Source organism: Novosphingobium sp. (assembly GCF_041915465.1).
Lineage (GTDB): Bacteria > Pseudomonadota > Alphaproteobacteria > Sphingomonadales > Sphingomonadaceae > Novosphingobium.
In genome coordinates, this window is record NZ_JAYSBK010000190.1 from 1 (window position 1) to 2,129 (window position 2,129).

The 2,129-nt window shown below is 66.1% G+C and carries 4 protein-coding genes; 1 reads left to right on the plus strand and 3 read right to left on the minus strand.

Annotated elements, in window-relative coordinates:
• The coding region (locus tag ACE3SN_RS16840) for an outer membrane protein (RefSeq protein ID WP_374531994.1) at positions 1-372 on the plus strand (372 nt) is incomplete at its 5' end.
• A gap of 60 nt (positions 373-432) precedes the next feature.
• Here the strand turns inward: ACE3SN_RS16840 and ACE3SN_RS16845 are convergent.
• The 3 genes from ACE3SN_RS16845 to ACE3SN_RS16855 are packed head-to-tail and all read right to left on the minus strand — an operon-like array spanning position 433 to position 2,076.
• Positions 433-1,074 (minus strand): phosphoribosylanthranilate isomerase, encoded by a 642-nt coding sequence (locus ACE3SN_RS16845; protein ID WP_374531996.1) that lies wholly within the window; start codon positions 1,072-1,074, stop codon positions 433-435.
• Positions 1,075-1,082: 8 nt separating this feature from the next.
• Positions 1,083-1,757 carry an orotidine-5'-phosphate decarboxylase gene (gene pyrF, locus ACE3SN_RS16850; RefSeq protein WP_374531998.1) on the minus strand — a complete coding sequence of 225 codons (675 nt, stop codon included), beginning with the start codon at positions 1,755-1,757 and terminating at the stop codon, positions 1,083-1,085.
• Position 1,758: 1 nt separating this feature from the next.
• The gene (locus ACE3SN_RS16855; protein ID WP_374532000.1) at positions 1,759-2,076 is read right to left on the minus strand and encodes a lipopolysaccharide assembly protein LapA domain-containing protein; all 318 of its coding nucleotides are present in this window, start codon (positions 2,074-2,076) and stop codon (positions 1,759-1,761) included.
• Positions 2,077-2,129 lie beyond the last annotated feature (53 nt).

Sequence of the window (2,129 nt, forward strand, 5' to 3'; positions counted from 1 at the left end):
GTGATCTGGTCGAATGGTTCCACGCAGGACACCTGGGGCGCGGCTGCCGGTTACGACTTCGACCTTGGCGCAAACACCTTCGCCGGTGTCGAAGTGTCGGGCGACAAGATCGGCGAAAGCGGCACCAAGGTTGCCTGGGGCTTCACCGGCCGCGCGGGCATCAAGGCGACGCCTTCGACCAAGCTGTTCGTCGCCTCGGGCTATACCACCAAGTCGTGCGACCTGTGTGAACACTCGTGGCACGCGGGTGCCGGGGTCGAGCAGGGCATCGGCAACAACATCTACGTGAAGGGCGAATACCGCCACTACTTCGTCGGCAATGGCGTTCCGGATTCGAACGCAGTCGTCGGCGGCGTCGGCGTCAAGTTCTGATCGAGAACACCAACCACCGAGCGAAGGGCGGTCCGGCAACGGGCCGCCCTTTTCGTTTGGCTAGAGCGAACGCACGGCTGCGCAGAACGCGGCGATCTTGGCGGCATCCTTCACGCCGAGCGCAGTTTCCACGCCCGATGCGGCATCGACCAGCGGGGCACCCGTGATCCGGGCCGCCTCGGCGACGTTGGCCGGGTTTAGTCCGCCGGCCAGGCCCCAGGCGCATGGCGCTTTCCAGGCTGTGAGCAGCGACCAGTCGAACGTCACGCCCATGCCGCCGGGCAAGGTGCCCTTGGGCGTCTTGGCGTCGAACAGCACCAGATCGACCGCGCCGACATAGGCCGCCGCGCTCGCCACATCTTCGTTGCTGGCGACGGGCAGGGCCTTCCACACCGGCAGGCCGAAGCGGTCGCGGACCTGTGCGGCGCGCTCGGGGGTTTCCTCGCCGTGGAGTTGCACGGCATCGAGCCCGGCAGCGGCAATTGCCTCGCCAATCGACGCATCTTCGGCATCGAGGAACAGCCCGACGCGGTTGATCCGCCCTGCAGCGTGCGCGCCTAGCCGCGCCGCTTGCTCCGGATTCAGGTAGCGCGGACTCTTGGCGATGAAGTTGAAGCCGACGTGATCGACGCGTTCGGCGATCAGCACCTCCAGCGTCTCGGCCGTGGTGACGCCGCAAATCTTGATCGCTGGGGCCGGCATGGGGCTGCTTAGAGCGTCGCCTCGATCGCGCGAGCAGCCGCGACCGGATCTTCGGCGCGGCTGATCGGGCGGCCGATTACCAGCACACTGGCCCCGGCATCGCGCGCGGCGCGCGGGGTGACGATGCGCTTTTGGTCGCCCTGCTTGCTTTCGGGCAGCCGCAGGCCGGGCACCACGAAGAAACCGTCCTTCCACTGGCGGTGGACCGAGCCGACTTCCTGGCCCGAGCAGACAATCCCGTCGAGCCCGGCCGAATGGGCCAGGTCCGCCAGCCGCATCGCCTGATCGTGGGCGGTGCCGCCGACGCCGACCGCGGTCAGGTCGTCATCGTCGAGGCTGGTCAGCACGGTCACGCCCACCACCTTGCAGTGTTCGCCCGCCGCGGCCTTGGCGTCTTCCATCATCGCCCGCCCACCCGAGGCGTGGATCGTGACGATCGCGGGCTCCAGCACGTGGATCGCCTGCATCGCCGAGGCGACGGTATTGGGAATGTCGTGCAGTTTCAGGTCGAGGAAGATCGGCAGCCCGATCTTGGCAATCTCGTGAACCCCGTGGTGGCCGTGGGCATAGAAGAATTCCATGCCCAGTTTGATCCCGCCGATATGGCCCTTAACCTTGCGGGCAAGTGCTTCGGCAGCGTCAAGGCGGGGGAGATCGAGCGCAAGGTAGATCGGATTCGACATGTCAGTTCTTCGGGTCTTCCGCAGCGGCAGCGTCAAGCTGCGTCGTGGTGGCAATATTCGACGGCTGGCCGGTTACGGCGGCCTTGATGCTGTTTTCCAGCGCGTTGATCCGGCGGGTCAGGCGCCACTTGCCGGCCTTGGAAAGCAGCCACATCGGTACCAGGCCCAGCAGGAACGACAGCACGACCAGCGCGGGCAGGCGGGTTTCGAGGACCAGGTCTTCCCAGATCTTCACTTCGACCGGCTGCCAGTTGTTGACCGAGAAGAGCAGCAGCGCGACGGCCACCAGCACCCACACGATCGTCCTGATTACCTGCATGGCCTTATCCTCCTGCCCTGTCAGTGCCTTGGCGCAATGCTAGGCGGGATCGG